Genomic DNA, 21,853 nt, shown 5'->3' with positions numbered 1-21,853 from the left:
GGTTCTGCCCCGTCCTCAGTCGTCATCAGCCGGTCACATGGGTCTGCTGTAATGCAGCCCTCCAACCGCCCAGCTGTTGCATCCATCGCGCCTCCCTCTCCATCGGCCACCGAGACGCCGAGCGACTCATGACTATCCGAAAAAGTGTTACCCTCGCAGCGATCCTCGTCACTCTGACGGTCGCCGCCGCCCTGATCCTGGTCGCTCATGCCGGCAACCTCCGACTCGAACAACGCCTGACTCAGGAAGCCGCCTCAGGCCGTACTCTGGTCTGGGATCAAAGTCTGGAACGCCTGTTCGAACACATGAACACGGGCATGGTCGACTTCGAGCGCGACTTCGCACTGCGGCAGGCACTCAGGAGCGGCGATGCCGAGACGGCACGTCAGGCTGTCGAGTCCCTGGTCAATCTGGTCGGCGAACAGGGCTATTTCGATCGGCTCGCCGTGTTCGGCGTCAACGGCGAACTGCTGTATGGCGACGACGCCTCGGCGGTCTCCAATGATTTACGAGCTCTGGTCGAGGCCGTGGCCGACGACGACCAGCCAAGGCATGGCCTCGGGCATGACGCTCGGGGTGAGCCCGCCGCTCTGCTGGTGTTCAGGCTGCTGGTACGCCATGACCCTATTGGTACGGTCGTGTTCCAGAAATCACTGAGCACGGTCCTGGAACGGTTCAAGGGCATCCAGGGCGCCGAGGTCTATGTGGTCAGCGCCGAAGGCGCACTGTTCGAGGGCACCCGCCCTGAACTCCTCGAACGTCTGGGCTTGACTTGGCCGACATTGGGCCAGATCGAGCGCCAGACCCGAACCGTCGATACAGCCACCTATACCGCCACGCTGCTGCCGCTGCCCGGCGTCGACGGACGGCCGCTGGCGCATCTGGTCAGCGTCGCCGACGATACGGCTGTGCATCTTGAACAGCGTCGCTTCGAGCTCATCGCCTATAGCGGGGTCGCCCTGCTGCTGATTCTGGCGTCCCTGGGCCTGTTCTACTATATGCGCCATGCCCTGCGCCCCCTATACGCCGCCATCGACACGGTGTCCACGCTGGCCGAGGGCGATCTGAACGTCTCCTTCGACACCAGACGCCGGGACGAGGTCGGCAAATTGATGCGTGCCCTGCAGAGCATGGCCGAGCGCCTGCGTCACATCATCGGGCATCTGCATGTGGCCAGCGGCGATCTGCATGATTCGGCCGGGCGCATGGTGCGTCTGGCCGAGACCAGCAAGATCCAGTTCGACCGCCAGAAAGCCGAGACCGGCCATGTGGATCACGCGGTCACTGAGCTGGCCAAGGCGGCGCAGGAGGTCGCCAACCACACCAGTTGCGCGGTCGACGCCACCAGCGACGCTCGCCGGCGCATCGAGCACAGTCGCCGGATTCTCGATCAGACCACACAAGTGATCGAAGCCCTGGCCCATGAGATCGACCAGGCCGCCGAGGTGGTTCTGAGTCTGGCCGATCGCAGCCAGTCGGTCGGCAACGTGCTCGGTGTGATCCGCGAGATCGCCGGCCAGACCAACCTGCTGGCGCTGAATGCCTCGATCGAGGCGGCGCGCGCCGGTGAGCATGGTCGCGGCTTCGCCGTGGTCGCCGACGAGGTGCGTCAGCTCGCGCAACGCACCCAGCATTCGATCGAGGAGATCGAAGCCCTGATCGGCGCGCTACGCAGTAGTTCCAGTGCGGCTGTCGAGGTCATCCATGCCAATCGTGACCGCGCCCGACAAAGCATCGATCACTATGGTCAGGCGGTTCAGAACCTGGATGCCTTTTCCGAGTCCGTGTCGATCCTGACCGACATGACCCATCAGATCGCCGGCGCCGCCGAGGAACAGAGCCGCATGGCCGAGGAGATCGCCGTGGCCATCAATCAAATCGCGACCCTGGCGCAGGATCATGCGGAGGCGGCTGAGTCGGGATTCGGGCAGGGCGAGCATCTGAGCGGTCTCTCGCATACACTGCGCGAGCAAGTGGCCTACTTCCGGCTCAACTGATGGCGATGCGTGAACGACGGGAGATTCCATGAACAGGCGCAAGAGCGAAAAACCGGCCCCCGTGCATACGGGTCTGACGGTGAGCGAGGCGCTGGCCGAGATCCTGTGCCACGATTTCCAGGCCATGCTGTCGTGGGAGGAGCAGGCCCGCTCCTGGGACGACACCGAGGGCGTGCACCAGATGCGGGTCAGCTCGCGACGGATGCGCGCCGCGCTGTCGGCCTTCCGCACGGCGGTGCCCAAGACCGTCAGCCAACCCTGGAGCGATGAACTGCGCTGGATCGCTAACCAGCTCGGTCCGGCACGGGATCTCGACGTCCTCATCGATGAGGGTCTGGCGGCCATTCGCAACCGGCTGCCGCTGTCCGGCGGCGCGCATCTGGCGGCGCTCGCCGAACGGCGCCGGGCAGCGGCCTATGAGCCGGTGCGCGCGATGCTCGACAGCGAGCGCTATATGACCTTCAAGCTCGACTTTCCCGACTGGTTCGGACAGGCCGCCTGGAATCGGGCCGAGTTGTCACGGCAGGAGCGTCGCACGCTCGAACGACCGATCGTGCAATACGCGCGCAAGCGGCTGGATCGTCTCATGCGCCATGTGCTGGAGGCGGGTCTGGGAATGGATCGGAGCGATCCGGAGCAGATGCATCTGTTGCGCATCGAATGCAAGAAACTGCGGTATGCCGCCGAGTTCTTTGCCCCCATCGTTCCGGGTCTCGACGACTTCATCAGTCGCCTGAAAGGACTCCAGGATCTACTGGGCGTACTCAACGACGTGGCGGTCATGTCCGATCTGCTCGCCGAGCTGCTCGCGGATGAATCCGATGTCGAGGTCATCCGCTATTCGGGCGCCCTGATCGGCTGGCGCACCCATCAAGCCTACGATCTCCTGAAAGGCTTCGAGGAGCGGTGGCGGGAGTTTCGGCGCCTCGAACGGCCTTGGTGACACGCCCGCCAGCATCGTTCCCCTCGGCGTGAGGCTGAATCGGCGCTTTGGGTTCGGTGCCGAGTCGCACCGTCCCGTATAATGGAGCGTCCGGCACGCCCCTGATGTCGTTGCCGCTGGTGTCTCATATGCGCCCGGCCTCGCCTTCCGCTCGATATAGGGCGTCCCGCTTCTCTTCAAATCACGAACGGCTCAGATCCATGACCTACGACTCCACGAACATCAAAGTGCTCCGCGGACTGGATGCGGTCCGCAAGCGTCCGGGCATGTACATCGGCGACACGGACGACGGCACCGGCCTGCACCACATGGTCTTCGAGGTCGTGGACAATTCGATCGACGAGGCGCTCGCCGGCTACTGTTCCACGGTCTCGGTGACGCTCCACGCCGACGGCTCGGTCTCGGTCGTCGATGACGGACGCGGCATCCCGGTCGACATCCATGCCGAGGAGAACCGCTCGGCCGCCGAGGTCATCCTCACCGTGCTCCACGCCGGCGGCAAGTTCGACGACAACTCCTACAAGGTCTCGGGCGGTCTGCACGGCGTGGGCGTGTCCGTGGTCAACGCACTCTCGGAGCGGCTGTATCTGCGCATCCGGCGCGGCGGTCATCTCCATGAGCAGGAATATCGTCTCGGCGAGCCGGTCTATCCGTTGCGCGTCATCGGCGACACCGAAGAGACCGGCACCGAGATCCGCTTCTATCCCTCGGGCGAGATCTTCTCCAATCTCGATTTCCACTATGACATCCTGGCCAAGCGTCTGCGCGAGCTGTCGTTCCTGAACTCGGGCGTGCGCATCGCCCTGAGCGACGAAGCCAGCGGGCGGCACGATGTGTTCGAGTACGAAGGCGGCATCCGCGCCTTCGTCGAGAATCTCAACCAGAACAAGGAGCCGATCCACCCGACGGTCGTCTATTTCAGCACCGAGCGTCAGGACATCGGCGTCGAGCTGGCGATCCAGTGGAACAACAGCTATCAGGAAACCATCTTCTGCTACACCAACACCATCCCGCAGCGTGACGGCGGCACCCATCTGGCCGGTCTGCGCGCAGCACTCACGCGCACGCTCAACGGCTACATCGAGCGCGAGGGACTGGACAAGAACCAGAAGATCCGCCCGATCGGGGATGACGCGCGCGAGGGACTGACGGCGGTGCTCTCGGTCAAGGTGCCGGATCCCAAGTTCTCGTCGCAGACCAAGGACAAGCTGGTGTCTTCCGAGGTCAAGGCGGTGGTCGAGTCGCTGGTGGTCGAGCATCTGGGCACCTTCCTGGAAGAGCAGCCCAACGAGGCCAAGGTCATCGCCGGCAAGATGCTCGAAGCGGCGCGCGCGCGTGAGGCCGCCCGCAAGGCGCGTGAGATGACACGGCGCAAGGGCGTGCTCGACATCGCCGGACTGCCGGGCAAGCTTGCCGACTGCCAGGAGAAAGACCCGGCCAAGTCCGAACTCTATCTGGTCGAGGGCGACTCGGCCGGCGGCTCGGCCAAGCAGGGCCGCGACCGCGCCTTCCAGGCCATCCTGCCGCTCAAGGGCAAGATCCTGAACGTCGAGAAGGCGCGCTTCGACAAGATGCTGTCCTCGGCCGAGGTCGGCACCCTGATCACCGCGCTCGGCTGCGGCATCGGGCGCGAGGAATACAACCCGGACAATCTGCGTTATCACCGCGTCATCATCATGAGCGTCGATGCCGAGGAGCACGTCTTCGTGCGCGATCCGGGGGGGAACGTGCGCATGACCCGTATCGGCGACTTCATCGACGCGGCCCTACCTGAAGCGTCTGGCGACGACTATTGCAAGCGCGCCGATGCCGACTTGGGCGAAGTGCTGTGCTTCGGCATGGAGGATCGGCTGACCCGCTTCCGCCCCATCAAGGCTGTGATCCGTCATCCGCTCCACGAGCCGCTCTACGAGGTCAAGTCGGCCTATGGTCGCTCGGTGCGTGTGACGGCCAGTCACAGCGTTTTCGTCTACGAAGATCAGCAGATCCGACTCAAGCGTGGCGATGAGCTGTGCGCGGGCGACCGGATCGTCGCGCCTCGTTCGCTATCGTTCCCGGTCACGGCCCCGGAGCGTCTCGATGTCCTGAGTGTGCTGCATGCCATTCCTGAAGCGGCGGCGCAGATTTGGTTGCGTGGCGCGGCGGTCGAGGAGTGTCACAAGGCGCGTGTGCTGGCCCAGTACGCGGACGATGCCGAACTCGTCTCGCCGCGTGTCGAACTGCCGATCGCTGTGGGCGCCGAGGTTGCCGCCTTGCGCCGTGCCAGCGGTCAGACCGTGCGTTCGCTTTGCAAACAAATCGGCATCCGCCAGCCCGTGACCATCCATGCCTGGGAGAACGGCCAATCCAGACCGAGATTGGACCGCTGGATCGCCTATCTGGAGGCCGTCGGTGCGGATGTGGACCGGATCATGGATCAGGTCAAGGTCGTTCCGGGCCGTCTGGAACAGACCTGGGCGACGCAGTATCGTGGTGCGCCGGCCAATCAGGTGCGTCCCTATGTCAAACTGAGTGATCTCGATGGCGAGGCCGTGAGCGGCTTCGGTACGCGGACTGATCTAGAACTGACACCTAAGCACTACGCCGATCGAGGCATGGCACGTTTCATCAAGGTGAACGCCGATCTGCTCTGGCTGCTCGGGTTCTATCTGGCCGAGGGTTCCTGCTCTGAGCGTGGCGGCATCCGTTTCGCCATCGGTGCGCGTAATCAGGCAATCCTGCCTGAACTGCGCCGTGTGCTGGAGCAGACTTTCGGCCTGCAAGCCCAGGTCTACACTAGTCAGGATCGCGTCACCGAATTGCGTCTGACCAACCGGGTCGCGGTGCTGGCCTGGCGCCATCTGTTCGGTTTCACCAATACCAACGCCATCGACAAGGCCATTCCGGATCTGGTGTTCAGCGTCGACGAGCCGCTGCGTCTGGCCTTTATACGCGGCTATCTTCAGGGTGACGGCACGCTCGCGGGTGGACGGTTGGGCTTCGCGACCTCCTCGCGCGATCTGGCGAGCGGCTTGTCCTACCTGTTGTCGTCCTTCGGCGTCGTGGCGTCGCTGTCGTATTACGAACCGGATGGCGTGGTGCGCGAGATCCGTGGTCAACCCTGTGTCACCCGCCATCCGCATTGGATCCTGACGGTCAGCGCGCGCGAGGATCTGGCGCGTCTGCGTGCCGTCTGGTCCGATCTGCCGGGCTCCGAGGCGCTGGATGAGCGCTTACAGAGTACCGCGCCTTCGGTCAACCGTCGCTTCGAGACGCTCGACGGCGACCTGATCGCATTGCCGATCGAGTCCATCACTCCGGTGGAGGCCAGCAACGGCCAGGTCTACGATTTCTCGGTCGAGGACGACGAGAACTTCATCGCCGGTCTGGGTGGAATCTGCTGCCACAATACAGACGCGGACGTAGACGGAGCGCATATCCGCACGCTGCTCCTGACCTTCTTCTATCGCCAGATGCCCGAATTGGTCGAGCGCGGACACATCTATATTGCCCAACCTCCGCTCTACAAGTTGAAAAAAGGCAAGCAGGAGGACTATCTGCTCGACGAGGCGGCGCTCAATGGAGCCATGCTGCAATCGGCGCTCGACGGGGCCGAACTGCATGTCAATGCTGAGGCTCCCGCGCTGGCGAATACAGCTCTGGAGGCACTGGCCAAGGATTATCAGGTCACGGTCAACATCGTGCGTCGGTTGGCATCGCGTTATGACGCGACCTTCCTGGACGAATTGGTCCGCACGCCGCCGGTCGATGCCTCGCTCCTGTCCGACAGCGAGCGACTGGCCGACTGGTGCCGGACCATGGAGGCACGGCTGAATGCCGCCGAATCCGTCTCCCTGCGCTATGTCCTGCGCCTCAGTGAGCCGACCGAAGGTCAGTCACGCGGACTCGAGCTGATCCGGCTCATCCACGGCATCCCCGAGACGCGAATCATCCCGCTCGATTTCTTCAACACCGCCGATTACGCCCGACTGCGTGAGTTCGGCCTCAAGCTCGATGGCCTGATCCAGCCGGGCGCCTTCGTGCGACGCGGCGAGAAAATCAAGGAGATCGCTGATCTCGGCGAGGCCATCCGCTGGCTGCTGGCCGAGGCTCAACGCGGCTACAGCATCCAGCGTTACAAGGGGTTGGGTGAGATGAACCCGGAGCAGTTGTGGGAAACCACCATGAATCCGGAGATGCGTCGTCTGCTGAAGGTGACTATCGAGGACGCCGTCGCGGCCGACCAGATCTTCACCACCCTCATGGGCGATCAGGTCGAGCCGCGCCGCGAGTTCATCGAGCGCAATGCGCTGAACGTCGGCAATCTCGATATCTGAGTTCCAGGGTTGGGGCCTGGGTCGAGAACCGGCCCAGGCATTCCGACGCTAGAGCCTCGCGACGGTCTGCTCGATCCAGCGCTCGACCTCGGCGTTGATATCGGTGGCCTTGCGCCCCTGGGTCTGGATGCTCGGGCCGATCACCAGATCGATGGTTCCAGGACGCTTGACCAGACTCCGACGTCCCCAGAAGACACCGGCATTGTGGGCGATGGGCGCCACGGGTCGCCCTGTGCGCTCGGCGAGCAGGGCGCCGCCGATGTTGTAGCTGCCCTGGGTTCCGGGCGCGACCCGCGTACCCTCGGGGAAGATCACCACCCAGTGCCCGCCTTCCAGTAATGCGCTGCCCTCGCGGATGAGACGGGTGATCTCGCGCCGTCCGGCCGCACGATCGATCGCGATGTGACTCAACCGCTTGAGCGCCTGACCGAAGACCGGGATGCGGATCAGCTCCTGCTTGAGTACCCAGGATTGTTCCGGCGGCAGCAGCGCTCTGAGCGCGAGGATCTCCCAGGCGGACTGGTGCTTGCAGAGCACGATCGCATTGTCTGTGGGCAAATGCTCCAGGCCGTGCACGCGATAGTCCAGCCCGCAGAGGATCTTCAACGCCTTGAGATTGACTCTGGCCCAGGAGCGCGCCAGGCGTGGTGCGCGCCGGCCCGAGTCGCCGGACCCGAGCGCCAGGATCGCGAGCGAATACAACAGGCTCGATCCGATCAGGATCAGCTGAAACAGCAGGGAACGCAGCAGGGTCATAAGTTCAGCCTAGAGGGTGTCGATGAGCGCGGTGGCGGCGGCGTTGAGGTCGGGATAGATCGGGATGTCGCGCGATTCGTTGTCCATGCCCTGCTCACGCAGACGTTCCAGGGTGCGCTCGCCCTTGCCGGAACGCACCAGCCAGGGTCGGGCGCCGGCAGCACGCGCGGCCTGGATGTCGCCGAGCGAGTCGCCGATGAAGGGGACGCTGGCCAATTCCACATCGAAGCGCGCGGCGATCTCCAGCAGCAGTCCCGGACGCGGCTTGCGGCAATCGCAGCCGTCGTCGGGTCCGTGCGGACAGAAGGCGATCAGTTCGATGCGCCCGCCCTCGGCCTCCACGCGCTCGCGCAAGCGCTGATGGATGGCGTTGAGCATTTCGAGCTTGAACAGTCCGCGCGCCAGTCCCGATTGGTTGGTGGCGACCGCGACCCGAAAGCCGGCATGCGACAGCCGTGCGATGGCTTCGATGCTGCCGGGGATCGGGATCCATTCGTCCAGCGACTTGATGTAGTCGTCGGAGTCCTGGTTGATGACGCCGTCGCGGTCGAGGATGACGAGCCGATCGGTCATGTGGGCGCCGATTCTGGTCGTGGTCCGGCCGTCACTGAAGCCGCGAGATGTCGGCCACGCGCAGGAACAGCGCCGACAGCGATCGCAGCAACTGGAGCCGGTTGCGCCGCGTGGCCGGGTCTTCCGCCATCACCATGACCTCGTCGAAGAAGGCGTCGACGTCCTCGCGCAGCTCGGCCAAGGTCTCAAGGATCGCAACATAGTCGCGTGCCTGGGCCAGCGGCTCGACCCGCGTTTCGAGTTCGGCGATCCGTTCGGCCAGCCGCTGTTCGGGCACCTCGACCAGCAGCGCCGGGTTCGGTCCACCTTCGGTCAGGTCAGCCGGATCGGCCTTGAGCAGGATGTTGCGGATACGCTTGTTGGCCGCCGCCAGGGCATCGGCGGCGGGCAGACGGCGGAACTGGGTGACGGCCACGATGCGCCGGTCCAGATCCCAGGGGTTGGTCACGCCCGTGTGGATGACCGACTCGACCGTATCGACCGCGACCACCCGGTCACTGTAATAGCCGCGCAGACGCTCCAGCATGTAGCCCAGGACCGCCTCGACCGTGTCCTCGGCCAGGAGACCGGCCGGGAAACCGGCGGCGGCGCGTTCGAGCAGGTCGCGCAGATCCAGGTCGAGCGGGGTCTCGATCAGCAGCCGGAGCACCGCGATCGAGGCGCGGCGCAGGGCATAGGGGTCCTTGGTGCCGGTCGGGCGCAGTCCGATGCCGAAGATGCCGACCAGGGTGTCGAGCCGGTCGGCGAGCGCCAGCGCCCGGCCGCAGGGACTGGCCGGCAGGTCGTCACCGGCGAAGCGCGGCCGGTACTGATCCTCCATCGCCGCGCTGACACAGGCGTCTTCGCCCGATCGCTCGGCGTAATAGCGCCCCATGATGCCCTGGAGTCCGGGGAACTCGAACACCATCGCGGTCATGAGGTCGCACTTGGACAGCGCGGCGGCGCGCTCGACCAGCGCCGCATCGACGCCGATCGTCGGGGCCAGCTCGCGTCCGAGTCGGGCCACGCGCGCGCACTTGGCTGCTTGGGTGCCGAGCTTGTCCTGGAAGACCACGGTCTCCAGCCGGGGCGCGAAGGCTTCGAGCGGCTGCTTGAGATCCTGCGACCAGAAGAAGGCGGCGTCGGAGAAACGCGGACGGATGACGCGCTCGTTGCCGGCGCGCACCTGATCGGGGTCGCGGCTCTCGATATTGGCCACAGTGATGAAGTGGGCTTGAAGCGCCCCGTTCATGTCCTCGACCGGGAAATACTTCTGGTTGCTCTGCATGGTCTCGATCAGCACTTCCGGCGGGATCTCCAGGAAGCGCTCGTCGAACTTGCACAGCAGCGCCTGCGGCCACTCGACCAGAGCCGTGACCTCGTCGAGCAGCTCGGGGGCGATGCGCGCCCGCAGTCCGTTGGAAGCCGCGAGACTCATGACCTGCTCGCGGATGCGCTCGCGCCGAAGCTCGAAGGACGGCTCGACCCGGCCCTGTTCGCGCAGGGTCGCGGCATAGTCCGACGCCTGGCCGATGGCGATCGGCGCCGGGTGATGGAAGCGATGACCACGGGTGCGGGTCTCGGCGGGCAGACCCATGACCGTGCCCGCGACGGGTTCGGTGCCGAGCAGCAGACAGACCCAGTGCACCGGGCGCACGAACTCTTCGCTGCGATCACCCCAGCGCATCCGCTTGGGGATCGGCAGCCCCGCGAGTGCGGCCTCGGTCATGTCCGGCACCAGTTGGGCCGTCTCCCGACCGGGCGTAACGCTGCGATGAACCAGCCAGCTTCCCTTGTCGGTCTCCTCGCGTCCCAGCGCCTCGACCTCGACCCCACAGGAGCGCGCGAAGCCGAGCAGAGCCTTGGTCGGCTGGCCCTCCGCATCAAACGCCGCCTGGACCGCCGGACCCCGGCGCACGTTCTCCTGATCGGGCTGGCGCGTCTGGATGCCCTGGATCAACAGGGCCAGACGTCGTGGCGCGGCGAAGGATTCGATCGTCTCGAACCCGATCCCGTTGGTCTTGAGCTGGTCGCGAAAACCTTCCGTGAAGGCGCGCGACAGGACGGGCAGGGCGATCGGCGGGAGTTCCTCGGTCCCGATCTCGATGAGCAGATCAGTCGTCGACATATCCAAAAGAACCTCTCCCGCTCAAGATTGCAGCATCGGGAAGCCGAGCGCCTCCCGTTTGTCGTAATAGGCCTGGGCGACAGCACGCGAGAGTGTGCGCACCCGCAGGATGAAACGCTGGCGCTCAGTGACCGAGATCGCTCCGCGCGCGTCGAGCAGATTGAAGGTGTGCGAGGCCTTGAGCACCTGCTCATAGGCCGGCAGCGGCAGACCGCGCTCGATCAGCTCGCCGCTGATGCGCTCATGGGTGTCGAACTGCGCAAACAGTGCGGCGGTGTCGGCCAGCTCGAAGTTGTAGGTCGACTGCTCGACCTCGTTCTGATGGTAGACGTCTCCATAGGTGACGACGCCCGCCGGCGAGCGGCTCCAGACCAGATCGTAGACGCTCTCGACCTCCTGGAGATACATGGCGATGCGCTCCAGACCATAGGTGATCTCGCCGGTCACGGGCCGGCAGTCGAGTCCGCCGACCTGCTGGAAATAGGTGAACTGGGTGACTTCCATGCCGTTGAGCCACACCTCCCAGCCCAGCCCCCAGGCGCCGAGCGTGGGCGACTCCCAGTTGTCCTCGACGAAGCGGATGTCGTGCACCAGCGGATCGATGCCCAGCCGGCGCAGCGAGTTCAGATACAGCTCCTGGATGTCGAGCGGCGAGGGCTTGAGCACCACCTGGAACTGATAGTAGTGCTGGAGCCGGTTGGGATTCTCGCCATAGCGTCCGTCGGTCGGACGGCGCGAGGGCTGGACATAGGCGCTGCGCCACGGCTCGGGTCCGATCGAGCGCAGGAAGGTGGACGGATGGAAGGTACCCGCGCCCACCTCCATGTCGAAGGGCTGGACGACGACGCACCCGAGATCGGCCCAGTAGCGCTCGAGCGCAAAGATGAGACCCTGGAAGGTCGAGAGATCCTCGGATTCGCGGCTCAAGATGGACTCCTGTGAGGGCTTTGTTCGGCAAAGTCGCACAGTATATTCGGTCGCTCGCCGATGTGCCCGACCCGATCACCGATCGCGGTCGAATCCGTTCGTTGGAGACGACGCACGCATGGGCCAGTGGACGCCGGCAGCGTATACTGCGCGTCCGAGCCAATCGTCATCGATCGAGATAATCCAGCCTCGTGAACGCCCCCTCAGCCGCCACGCTCGAACGCCGTCAGGCGATCTCACGCACCTCCATCGTCGGCGCCGTCCTCAATCTGGTGCTGTCGGTGATCAAGATCTTCGCCGGACTCCTGGGTCACTCGCAGGCGTTGATCGCCGACGGCATCCACTCGCTGTCCGATCTGCTCTCGGACGTACTGGTCTATGTCGCCGGACATCATGCCAGTCAGCAGCCCGATCAGAACCATCCCTATGGGCACGCACGCTACGAGACCGTCGCCACCCTGGCCCTCGGAACGCTGCTGCTGCTGATCGCCCTCGGCATCGGCTGGGATGCCGTGCATCGACTCTTCGAGCCGGACGCGCTGCTGAAACCCGACGCCCTGGCGCTCGCCGCGACCCTGGCCTCGATCGGCGCGAAGGAATGGCTCTACTGGTGGACGCTCGGCTATGCCAAACGGGTGCGCTCGGATCTGCTGCGCGCCAATGCCTGGCATCATCGCAGCGATGCCATCTCTTCGATCGTGGTGCTGATCGGTATTGCCGGCACCATGGCGGGTCTGACCTATCTGGATGCCATCGCCGCCTTCATCGTCGCGCTGATGATCGCGCGCATCGCCTGGGAATTGGGCTGGGGTGCGATCAGCGAGCTGGTGGACACCGGACTGGAATCCGAACGCATCACCGAGGTCGCGCAGACCATCCGCTCGGTCGGCGGCGTGCGCGACATCCATATGCTGCGCACGCGCCGGCTCGGCGGACAGGTCTCGGCCGATGTCCATGTGCTGGTCGACCCCGACATCAGCGTCTCTGAAGGCCATATGATCAGTGTCCTGGTCGAGCAGCGACTCAAGCGCGAGATCTCGGACATGACGGACGTAACCGTCCATATCGATCCCGAGGACGATGCAAGCAAGCCGGAGGTGCCCCCACTACCGTTGCGTGCCGAAGCCCTGGCACGACTCGCTTCGCTGTGGTCGGCGATTCCGGCCGCCAACGAGCGCCAGCGCCTGCTGCTGCACTATCTGGGTGGACGAATCGAGGTCGAGGTCTTCTTTCCGATCACGGCTTGTCAGCGCACGGGTTCCGATCCTAAGCGGCTGTGCGCCGAACTGGCGGAGGCCCTGCGTGAGGATTCGGCTTTTGGTCGGGTTCGGGTCTACTTTGGATGACCCATCTTGGAGTGAACTGGAGTTTCGCGCTTTTTTGGTGCAAAAAAGTGCGCCCCCGTCCATTTGAGTGCATTTAGAGTGCGGATCGCTCGCGTGGCGATCGGGCTTGGTCAAGCTGGAGAGCGGCGCACCAAGCCGAACGCGCCATGTCGAAACCAAGCCCGAAACTCAAACCAATGTTTTTTAATGAATTAATGGCCCAACTCGGAAGTGATGGTCTGGCGCCCTCCACTTGACGATCCTGGATGCCTCTTATTGGCTTGTTCGTTGCTTAATGGGCGCGAGGCGATGGCGAGCCCACCGGGTCGCGGATCGATGCCAACGACCATGGCAACCACCATCATTCGGGATGACCGATTTCGTGCGACGCGCGACGCGACCTGCTAGGCTCCCGCATCGAGCCTTAGCGGATCGATTTAGAGTGCATCGCGTTGGCCGGCCAGACTGTTCGTAGATACCACGTAGCGGAGACAATTCGAATGACTGACGTCATTAAGATGATCAAAGAAAATGAAGTGAAATTCGTCGATTTTCGCTTCACTGACACCCGTGGCAAGGAGCAGCACGTCTCCGTGCCGGCCCACACCGTCGATGAGGACGTGTTCAAGGACGGCAAGATGTTCGACGGCTCCTCGATCGCCGGCTGGAAGGGCATCGAGGCCTCCGACATGGTGCTGATGCCCGAGGCCGACACGGCGGTCATGGACCCCTTCTCCGATGAGGCCACGCTCATCGTCCGCTGCGACATCCTCGAGCCCGACACCATGCAGGGCTACGAGCGCGATCCGCGTTCGGTGGCCAAGCGCGCCGAGGCCTATCTGAAGTCGACCGGCATCGCCGACACCGCCTTCTTCGGTCCCGAGCCCGAGTTCTTCATCCTCGACGACATCCGCTGGGGCGCCGACATGAGCGGCTGCTTCTACAAGGTCGACTCCGAGGAAGCCGGCTGGAACTCCGAGCGCGTCTTCCCCGACGGCAACATGGGCCATCGTCCGAGCGTCAAGGGCGGTTACTTCCCGGTTCCGCCGGTCGACTCGCTCAACGATCTGCGCGCGGCCATGTGCCTGACGCTCGAAGAGATGGGCGTGCCGGTCGAAGTGCACCACCACGAGGTCGCCACCGCCGGCCAGTGCGAGATCGGCACCCAGTTCAGCACCCTGGTCAAGCGCGCCGACTGGAACCAGATCCTCAAGTACGTGGTGCAGAACGTCGCTCACGCCTATGGCAAGACCGCGACCTTCATGCCCAAGCCGCTGGTCGGCGACAACGGTAGCGGCATGCACGTCCACCAGTCGCTCGCCAAGGACGGTCAGAACCTGTTCGCCGGCGACAAGTACGGCGGTCTGTCCGATCTGGCCCTCTACTACATCGGCGGCATCATCAAGCACGCGCGCGCGCTCAACGCCATCACCAACGCTTCGACCAACTCCTACAAGCGTCTGGTGCCCGGCTTCGAAGCGCCGGTCATGCTCGCCTACTCGGCACGCAACCGCTCGGCCTCGATCCGCATCCCGCACGTCTCCAGCCCCAAGGCGCGTCGTATCGAGGTGCGCTTCCCGGATGCCACCGCCAACCCCTATCTGGCCTTCTCGGCGATGATGATGGCCGGTCTCGACGGCATCCAGAACAAGATCCATCCGGGCGACGCCATGGACAAGGATCTCTACGACCTGCCGCGCGAAGAGGCCAAGGCGATCCCGACCGTCTGCCATTCGCTCGACATGGCGCTGGAGTATCTCGACCAGGATCGCGACTTCCTGACCGCCGGCGGTGTATTCACCGATGACCTGATCGATGCCTACATCGAGCTCAAGATGAAGGAAGTCACGCGCATGCGCATGACGACCCATCCGGTCGAGTTCGACATGTACTACAGCCTCTAAAAGGCTGTTCGGATCGGCGCGGTTGGGCTAGTCTTTAGACCATGCTCAGACCCGCGCCGATCCTCCTTTCGCTGCTCGTCTGCTCGCCGTCCAACGCGGAGATCTATCGCTGGGTCGACGCCGAGGGACGGGTCCATTTCTCCGATCGTCAGACGCGGGAAGCTGAACGGGTCGATGTGCGTTTCAGTGCACCCACCGGCTCGACTTCGTCCGCCTCGCTTGGCCCAAGCTCGCCCGACGAAGCCTATCGCGGTCCCTATGCCGCACTCGACATCCTCTCCCCCGGCCTCGATGAGATCCTGACCGAGAGCGAGTCGGGGATCCCGGTGAGTTTGCAGATCGATCCCTCCCTCATCGGCGGTCATCGCCTGCTCCTGCTGCTCGACGGGAATGCGCTTCCGGTCGAGGGCGCTCATACCCAGTTCAAGCTGACGGGACTCGGTGCCGGCCGTCATCGGCTTCAGTTCCAGATCCGTGGCGCCGACGATCGGATCGTCGCGCAATCCGCCCCCCGCACCTTCCAAGTTCGTCAGCCCAGGGCGCCCGGCCAACTGCCCTGATCCGCCGGCCTTGTGTTTCATGGCGGTCTCGTGCGCTTGGCTCGAAGACTGGCGCTGTATTTGCTTGTTTCGCCGGCAACGGCGACCTTCGTCCGTACTCACAGGGAACGGCCTGTGCCTTGCGTCCCGCGAAGCCAAGAACCCTCAGGATCAAATGGATGACGACTCACGTGACCAGACCGACGCTCGAGCGCCGGATCCTCGATCATCTCAATACGGCCGTGATGCTGTTCGACGCCCAACTGCGGTTGAAGTACCTCAATCCAGCCGCCGAGGTACTGTTCGAGGTCAGCGCGCGCCATCTGCTGGGTCAGCCGGCCGCGTGTCTGCTGCCCTGTCCGGATGCGAGCGTCGAGGAGCGCCTGAACGAAGCGCTCGCCTCCTGTCATCCCTTCACCGAGCGCGAGATCAATATCCTGATCGGCGACGGACGCACCAAAACAGTGAACTGCACCGTCTTACCGCTGCACCATTTTGATGCGGAGAAGGAAGTGCTGGTCGAGCTCTATCAGGTCGACCGCCAGCTCAGGATCACGCGCGAGGAACAGTTGCTGTCGCAACACCAGGCGACCCAGGCCCTGCTGCGCGGCCTGGCCCATGAGATCAAGAATCCGCTCGGCGGACTGCGCGGCGCCGCCCAGCTCCTGGAGCGCGAACTGCCGGATGCCGCCTTGCGCGAATACACCCGCATCATCATCGACGAGGCCGACCGCTTGCAGGCGCTGATGAACCGCATGATCGGCCCGCATCGTCTGCCGCGCCGCACGCCGGTGAACATCCATGACGTGCTGGAACACGTGCGCACGCTCATCCTGGCCGAGTTTCCGCGTGGACCCAAAGTACATCGTGACTATGATCCGAGCATCCCGGACTTCATCGCCGATCAGGATCGGTTGATCCAGGCCCTGCTCAATCTGGCGCGCAACGCGGCGACGGCGGCCGGTCAGCACGGCTGTCTGCAACTCAAGACGCGCGTGCTTCGACAGTTCACCATCGGCAGCCGCCGTCACAAACTGGTTCTGCAGATCCAGGTTCGGGACAATGGGCCGGGCATCCCTGAGGAGATCCGCGATCGGATCTTCTATCCCATGGTCTCGGGCCGTCCGGATGGAACAGGACTCGGACTCTCGATCGCCCAGGAACTCATCAATCAGCACGGCGGCTTGATCGAGTGCGAGAGTCAGCCGGGCGATACCATCTTCCATGTCTACCTTCCCTTGGAGCCGAGCCATGACTAGAGCACCGAATGTCTGGGTCATCGACGACGACCGCTCGATTCGTTGGGTTCTCGATCGGGCACTGCGCAAGGCCGAGATGCAGGTGACGTGTTTCTCCAATGGAGTCGGCATCCTGGAATCGCTCCAGCGCGAGCAGCCCGATGTGATCCTCACCGACATCCGGATGCCGGGGATCGACGGGCTGGAACTGCTGCGTCAGGTGACGAGCCGCTATCCGGGGCTGCCGGTGATCATCATGACCGCGCACTCGGATCTGGACAGCGCGGTCTCGGCCTTCCAGGACGGAGCCTTCGAGTACCTGCCCAAGCCGTTCGATCTCGATGAGGCCGTCTCCCAGGTCAGCCGGGCCTGTCGGCGTGGACGCGAGGAACGCGCCGAGGAGGCCAGTGTCACGCGCGGACCAGACATCATCGGCGAGGCGCCGGCGATGCAGGACGTCTTTCGCGCCATCGGGCGTCTGGCGCGCTCGAACATCACGGTGCTCATCAATGGCGAGTCGGGCACGGGCAAGGAACTGGTCGCCCATGCCCTGCATCGTCACAGTCCAAGGAGCGAGCGGCCATTCATCGCGCTCAACATGGCCGCTATTCCGCGCGATCTGCTGGAGTCTGAACTCTTCGGCCACGAGCGCGGTTCCTTCACCGGCGCTCAGGCAAGGCGTGAGGGTCGCTTCGAGCAGGCTGACGGCGGTACCCTCTTTCTCGACGAGATCGGCGACATGCCGGCCGAGTTGCAGACCCGACTGCTGCGGGTGCTGGCCGACGGCGAGTTCTACCGCGTCGGCGGCATGGCGCCGATCAAGGTCGATGTTCGCATCATCGCGGCGACGCATCAGAACCTTGAACAGCTCGTGCGCGAGGGACGCTTTCGCGAGGACCTGTTCCACCGGCTCAACGTCATCCGCATCCAGCTGCCGGCCCTGCGCAACCGGCGCGAGGACATCCCGTTGCTGATGCGTCACTTCCTGGCTCAGGCCGCGCGCGAGCTGAGTTGCGAATCCAAGGTGCTGCTGCCGGACGCTGTCGACCGGCTCCAGCAGTTCGACTGGCCGGGCAATGTGCGACAATTGGAGAATACCGCCCGCTGGTTGACCGTCATGGCCTCCGGCAAGCACGTCCATGCCGAGGATCTGCCGCCCGAACTCAATGCCGGTCTGAGCGAGAGCGTCCGCGACGAGTCCTGGGAGCAGGGTCTGCGCCGCTGGGCGCGACAACGGCTCAAGGAAGGCCGCGAGGGGCTGCTCGACACCGCCTTGCCGGCCTTCGAACGCATCCTGATCCAGACCGCGCTCGAACAGACCGGCGGGCGACGTCAGGATGCGGCGCGGCTCCTGGGATGGGGACGCAACACTCTCACTCGTAAGCTCAAGGAATTGCGTCTGGAGCCGGATCTAGTGGGTGATGAAGATGGGGCTTCCGAGGCGTCTCAGTGATTCGGACAGGACTCTGAGGACTTCCGGCCGGTCCGAGGCTCGTATTGGTTTTCAGCAACACGGGAGAACCGCGTTGGACAGTAGCAGTATCGAACTCAATGGCTCCGAGATCGAGTCGATCGACTATGACGGCGATCGGGTCGAGATCCGCTTCGCACGCGCCTATCTGGTCAAGAGCATGACCGGCTCGGCCGAGCGCACGCGCTGGTGGCAGGCCGGCCGTCTGGTGATCGAAGGGGCTGAAGTCGCCGAGCGCCCGCCGGAAGGGCCGCTGGTCTGTGCCGGCGGCGATCTCGACGAGAACATCTACACCTATCGCGACATGATCCCCGTTCCCTTCGAGAGTCGCGGGCATATTTGCTGCGAGCTGCACTTCGAGGGAACGGCCGCGCGCCTGATCGCCAATGGCAGTGCGGCGCGACTGACGATGCTCGACACGCCCAAATACATCGAGCATCTGCGTCCCGGCTGAGGCACCGCCCTCTTTCCCCTCTCCCCAACCCCTCTCCCGCCAGCGGAGAGAGGCTCGGATGGCTCGACTGTCGTTGTGCAGTAGAGCCGTGTCAGCGGCCCCGAATCAGGGTGCCCACGCCGGTATCCGTGAAGAGATCGAGCATGACGGCGTGCTCCACCCGCCCGTCGATGATGTGCGCCGACTTCACGCCCGACTGCACGGCTTCGATGGCACAGCGGATCTTGGGCAGCATGCCGCCGTGGATCACGCCTTCCTCGATCAGCGTCTGCACGCGCCCGACGTCGAGCTCGGAGATGAGCTGGCCCTCAGCGTCGAGCAGACCGGCGGTGTTGGTCAGGAGCAGCAGCTTCTCGGCGCGCAGCACCTCAGCCATCTTGCCGGCGACCAGATCGGCGTTGATGTTGTAGGAATGCCCATCGGCGCCCACACCGATCGGCGCGACCACCGGGATGAAGTTGCTCTTGGTCAGCATGTGGATGATAGCCGGATCGATGCTCTCGACCTCGCCCACATGACCGATATCGATGATCTCGGGCGCGTGCAGTTCCGGGGCGTCGCGTTTGATGAGCAGCTTGCGCGCGCGGATCAGGTCGCCATCCTTGCCGGTCAGCCCCACAGCCGAGCCGCCGTGCCGGTTGATGAAGTTGACGATCTCCTTGTTAACCAGACCGCCGAGCACCATTTCGACCACGTCCATGGTCTCGGAATCGGTCACGCGCATTCCCTGCACGAATTCACTGGCCTTGCCGAGCCGGCTCAGGAGCGAGCCGATCTGTGGACCGCCGCCATGTACGATCACCGGGTTGATGCCGACGAGTTTCATCAGCACCACGTCGCGGGCGAAGCCTTCTTTCAGCGCCTCGTCGACCATGGCGTTGCCGCCGTATTTGATCACCATGGTCTTGCCCTGGAAGCGCTTGATGTAGGGCAGCGCCTCGATCAGGACATGGGCGATGGTCTGGGCGCGTTCGGTTGGGATTGTCATCGGGTCGGGGTCTCATCGAAAACGGAAGCGGGACTGTGCCGCTGAACCTACGGCAGGCCATGTCGGGCGTCAAGCCGGCGTCATGGCCGTGCGCAGGCGATGACGGTCCGGCCTCTTGTCCCGGGTTGGAACATCGGTCGTTTTCAGTCGCTACACTTAGGACCGCTGGCACGGCTCGACCGGGGGAACAGCGGTTCCGGTTGTTTACGAAGACTCCTACTGGAGGAGCTATGAATCTTCGCTCGCTTCGCTTCAAGATCGCCGCCGTATCGGCGCTCTCGCTCATTCTGCTGGGTACGGCGCTCACGCTCTACGCGGTCTGGATTCTGGAGCGCCAGGTCGCCCAGCAGCGTCAGACAGCGTTTTCGCGCTTCGAGCAACTGCTTCTGAATAGCGCCGAGACCCAGGCCAAGACCATCGAAGCCGCCCTGACGCCGGCCTTGCAGAGCGCGCGGGTTCTGGCGTACACGCTGGCGACCGCCCCGGCGTCACCCGACACGGACGGGACGGGGCGTCAGGCCGTCGACAGCATGCTACAGGCCGTGCTGCGTGGCCACCCCGATTTCCTCGGCGTCTATACCGCCTGGGAGCCCAATGCCTTCGACGGCCGCGACGCCGACTTCGCCAACCAGCCGAACAGCGATGCCAGCGGACGCTTCATCCCCTACTGGAGCCGGGCCGCCGACGGCACGCTCGCTCTCGAACCCCTGGTCGACTACGAAACACCCGGCGCCGGCGACTACTATCTGTTGCCCAAATCCAGCCGTACCGAGCAGGTGCTCGACCCCTATGCCTACAACGTCCAGGGCAAGGAGGTGCTGCTCACCTCGCTGGTCGTGCCCATCCTGATCGACGGACGCTTCCAAGGCATCGCCGGCGTGGATCTGGCGCTCGATCATCTACAGCGTCTGATCGACGACGCCGCCAAGGAGCTGTATGACGGGAAGGCCCGGATCGTCCTCGTCGCCCACAATGGCCGCATCGTGGCTGCCAGCGGTCAGCCTCAGCTCATCGGTCAACCGCTCTCGGCGCTGCACGAAGACTGGGAGCAGGATCTCCAGGTGATCCAGGCCGCCCGACCCCTGGTCGAGGAAGATGAAGTGCATCTGATGGCCGTGGTGCCGGTGCGCTTCAGTGAGGCCTCTCTGCCCTGGGGCATCCAGTTGACGCTGCCGCTGGAGCACATCACGGCTCAAGCGGACGAGGCCGCTCGAGAAGGGCGGAATGCCATCGGCGCCATGATCGGGGTCGCCCTGCTCTGCGTGACCCTGGGAGCGGGACTCATGCTGTTCGTCGCCGGTCTGATGGTGCGTCCTATCCGTCGACTCAGCCTGGCGCTGTACGACATCGCGGAGGGGGAGGGCGACCTCACGCACGACCTCGACTCGACCGGCCGGGATGAACTCGCTGACCTGGCACGCGCCTTCAATGGCTTCCAGGGCAAGCTGCGCGAATTGATCCGGCAATTGGCCGAGGGGGGGCATCAGGTCGCCAGCTCGGCCGATCAGCTGTCGACAACGAGCGTCCACACGGCTGACATCGTTCAGCGACAGCAGTCCGAAACCGATCAGGTCGCCACGGCCATGAACGAAATGACCGCTACGGTGGCCGAGGTAGCGCGTCATGCCAGTCAGGCGGCCGACGCCACCTGTCAGGCCGATCAGCAGACCGAGGTCGGACGCACCGCCGTCACGCGCGCCGTGGAGGCCATGCAGCGGCTCTCGGAGCAGATGCAGTCCGCGACCTCGGCCATGGCGCGGGTCTCCGACGATGCCAACGCCATCAGCGCCATCCTGGACGTGATCGGTGAGATCGCGGGCCAGACCAACTTGCTCGCCCTCAACGCCGCCATCGAGGCGGCGCGTGCCGGCGAGCAGGGTCGAGGCTTCGCGGTGGTGGCGGACGAGGTCCGCACGCTGGCCGGTCGTACCCAGAACTCCACGCACGAGATCCAGGCCATGATCGAACGTCTCCAGAGCGGCACCCGGCAGGCCGTGGGGGTGATGGAGACCGGGCGGCACAAGACCCAGGAGAGTCTGGATGCCGTGGCCGAGGCCGCCGACGCGATCGAGACCACTGCGCGATCCGTAGCCGCGATCAAGGACATGGGGATCCAGATCGCCAGCGCCGCCGAGGAGCAGAGTGCCGTGGCCGCCGAGATCGACCGCAATCTGACCAACATCGTGCAGCTCGTCGACCAGGTCTCCGGCAATGCGATGGAGAGCCGTCAGGCCGCGCAGCGGCTCGAAGAACTGGCGAGCGAGCAGAATGCGCGCGTCGGACGCTTCAAGGTGTGAGGCGCAGCGGCGTGTGCG

The 21,853-nt window shown here is 64.4% G+C and carries 15 protein-coding genes; 10 read left to right on the top strand and 5 right to left on the bottom strand.

The window, feature by feature from the left end; all coding sequences use genetic code 11:
• Positions 1-128 precede the first annotated feature (128 nt).
• The 3 genes from HW932_RS13520 to HW932_RS13510 all read left to right on the top strand — a co-directional run bounded on the left by HW932_RS13520 (position 129) and on the right by HW932_RS13510 (position 7,256).
• The gene (locus tag HW932_RS13520; protein WP_176977020.1) at positions 129-1,997 is read left to right on the top strand and encodes a methyl-accepting chemotaxis protein; all 1,869 of its coding nucleotides are present in this window, start codon (positions 129-131) and stop codon (positions 1,995-1,997) included.
• Between the two features lie 28 nt (positions 1,998-2,025).
• A complete protein-coding gene (locus tag HW932_RS13515; protein WP_176977019.1) occupies positions 2,026-2,940 on the top strand; it encodes a CHAD domain-containing protein in 915 nt (304 codons plus the stop codon).
• Positions 2,941-3,140: 200 nt separating this feature from the next.
• On the top strand, positions 3,141-7,256 hold the full coding sequence (locus HW932_RS13510; RefSeq protein WP_176977018.1) for a DNA gyrase subunit B: 4,116 nt from the start codon (positions 3,141-3,143) through the stop codon (positions 7,254-7,256).
• Positions 7,257-7,304: 48 nt separating this feature from the next.
• On the opposite strand, the gene HW932_RS13505 is transcribed toward HW932_RS13510, so the two are convergent.
• Genes HW932_RS13505 through glyQ form a run of 4 tightly spaced genes read right to left on the bottom strand, consistent with a single transcriptional unit; the run spans position 7,305 to position 11,619 of the window.
• Positions 7,305-8,012 (bottom strand): lysophospholipid acyltransferase family protein, encoded by a 708-nt coding sequence (locus tag HW932_RS13505; RefSeq protein ID WP_176977017.1) that lies wholly within the window; start codon positions 8,010-8,012, stop codon positions 7,305-7,307.
• Between the two features lie 9 nt (positions 8,013-8,021).
• Positions 8,022-8,585 (bottom strand): D-glycero-beta-D-manno-heptose 1,7-bisphosphate 7-phosphatase, encoded by a 564-nt coding sequence (gmhB, locus tag HW932_RS13500; protein ID WP_176977016.1) that lies wholly within the window; start codon positions 8,583-8,585, stop codon positions 8,022-8,024.
• Between the two features lie 31 nt (positions 8,586-8,616).
• Positions 8,617-10,692, bottom strand: a complete 2,076-nt coding sequence (gene glyS / locus HW932_RS13495; protein WP_176977015.1) for a glycine--tRNA ligase subunit beta — start codon at positions 10,690-10,692, stop codon at positions 8,617-8,619.
• A gap of 21 nt (positions 10,693-10,713) precedes the next feature.
• Positions 10,714-11,619, bottom strand: a complete 906-nt coding sequence (gene glyQ / locus HW932_RS13490) for a glycine--tRNA ligase subunit alpha (protein WP_176977014.1) — start codon at positions 11,617-11,619, stop codon at positions 10,714-10,716.
• 191 nt (positions 11,620-11,810) lie between these two features.
• Here glyQ and HW932_RS13485 point away from each other — a divergent pair, with 191 nt between their 5' ends.
• The 6 genes from HW932_RS13485 (at position 11,811) to HW932_RS13460 (ending at position 18,550) form a co-directional block, all read left to right on the top strand.
• Positions 11,811-12,965, top strand: a complete 1,155-nt coding sequence (locus HW932_RS13485) for a cation diffusion facilitator family transporter (RefSeq protein WP_176977013.1) — start codon at positions 11,811-11,813, stop codon at positions 12,963-12,965.
• Positions 12,966-13,444: 479 nt separating this feature from the next.
• Positions 13,445-14,848, top strand: a complete 1,404-nt coding sequence (glnA, locus tag HW932_RS13480; RefSeq protein ID WP_176977012.1) for a glutamate--ammonia ligase — start codon at positions 13,445-13,447, stop codon at positions 14,846-14,848.
• 41 nt (positions 14,849-14,889) lie between these two features.
• Positions 14,890-15,408: a DUF4124 domain-containing protein gene (locus tag HW932_RS13475; RefSeq protein ID WP_176977011.1), complete on the top strand. Its 519-nt coding sequence runs from the start codon at positions 14,890-14,892 to the stop codon at positions 15,406-15,408.
• Positions 15,409-15,566: 158 nt separating this feature from the next.
• Entirely contained in the window at positions 15,567-16,646 is a 1,080-nt protein-coding gene (gene glnL / locus HW932_RS13470; protein WP_176977010.1) for a nitrogen regulation protein NR(II), read from the top strand.
• Positions 16,639-18,078, top strand: coding sequence for a nitrogen regulation protein NR(I) (gene ntrC / locus HW932_RS13465; protein WP_176977009.1), 1,440 nt, complete (start codon positions 16,639-16,641; stop codon positions 18,076-18,078). Before glnL ends, ntrC begins: the two co-directional genes overlap by 8 nt.
• Positions 18,079-18,151: 73 nt before the next feature.
• On the top strand, positions 18,152-18,550 hold the full coding sequence (locus tag HW932_RS13460; protein ID WP_176977008.1) for a hypothetical protein: 399 nt from the start codon (positions 18,152-18,154) through the stop codon (positions 18,548-18,550).
• A gap of 91 nt (positions 18,551-18,641) precedes the next feature.
• On the opposite strand, the gene argB is transcribed toward HW932_RS13460, so the two are convergent.
• On the bottom strand, positions 18,642-19,538 hold the full coding sequence (gene argB / locus HW932_RS13455) for an acetylglutamate kinase (RefSeq protein ID WP_176977007.1): 897 nt from the start codon (positions 19,536-19,538) through the stop codon (positions 18,642-18,644).
• Positions 19,539-19,768: 230 nt separating this feature from the next.
• On the opposite strand from argB, the gene HW932_RS13450 reads away from it, so the two are divergent.
• Positions 19,769-21,835 (top strand): methyl-accepting chemotaxis protein, encoded by a 2,067-nt coding sequence (locus HW932_RS13450; protein WP_176977006.1) that lies wholly within the window; start codon positions 19,769-19,771, stop codon positions 21,833-21,835.
• Positions 21,836-21,853 lie beyond the last annotated feature (18 nt).

This window comes from Allochromatium humboldtianum (genome assembly GCF_013385175.1).
GTDB classification, from domain to species: Bacteria; Pseudomonadota; Gammaproteobacteria; order Chromatiales; family Chromatiaceae; genus Thermochromatium; species Thermochromatium humboldtianum.
The sequence above is the reverse complement of the archived record's forward strand: the minus strand, read 5'-3'. Positions and strand labels throughout refer to the sequence as shown.